Source organism: Psychrobacter sp. I-STPA6b, assembly GCF_020662265.1.
Taxonomy (GTDB): domain Bacteria; phylum Pseudomonadota; class Gammaproteobacteria; order Pseudomonadales; family Moraxellaceae; genus Psychrobacter.
This window is the reverse complement of sequence record NZ_VEWM01000071.1, coordinates 1-432: the sequence shown is the minus strand read 5'-3', so window position 1 is coordinate 432 and position 432 is coordinate 1. Positions and strand designations below refer to the sequence as shown.

1 protein-coding gene is annotated in these 432 nt (G+C 35.2%); it reads left to right on the top strand.

Going from position 1 to position 432, the window contains the following annotated elements; translation table 11 throughout:
* Nucleotides 1–20: 20 nt before the first annotated feature.
* A partial coding sequence (locus FHK88_RS08500) for a carboxypeptidase-like regulatory domain-containing protein (protein ID WP_319800163.1) occupies nucleotides 21–432 on the top strand: 412 nt, incomplete at its 3' end.

Here is a 432-nt window from a genome sequence, read left to right as displayed (position 1 = left end):
GAGTATTACCAGGAGCAAACATTAAGGTTTTAAGGAAGGCTGTAGGAACTTCTACTGATTTTGATGGGAAATTTACCATGAAAGTTGTTGATATTCCACCTTTTACTATAAAAATTTCATCTATAGGATATCACTCTAAAACCATCGAAATAACAAAAAATAATCAAGTTGTGGTGGTTAGTTTAACCGAAAATGCAACTTCTTTAGACGAGGTTGTAATTTCGGCATCAAGAACTCCTGAGCGTGTAATGGAATCGCCAGTAACGATTGAACGTTTTGATTCAAGGGCTATTAAAAACACGGCTTCTGCCTCTTTTTATGATGGCTTAGAAAACTTAAAAGGAGTTGATATAAACGCTAGTGGATTAACATTTAAATCGGTAAATACACGTGGTTTTGCCTCTTTTGCCAATGAGCGTTTTGTACAATTAG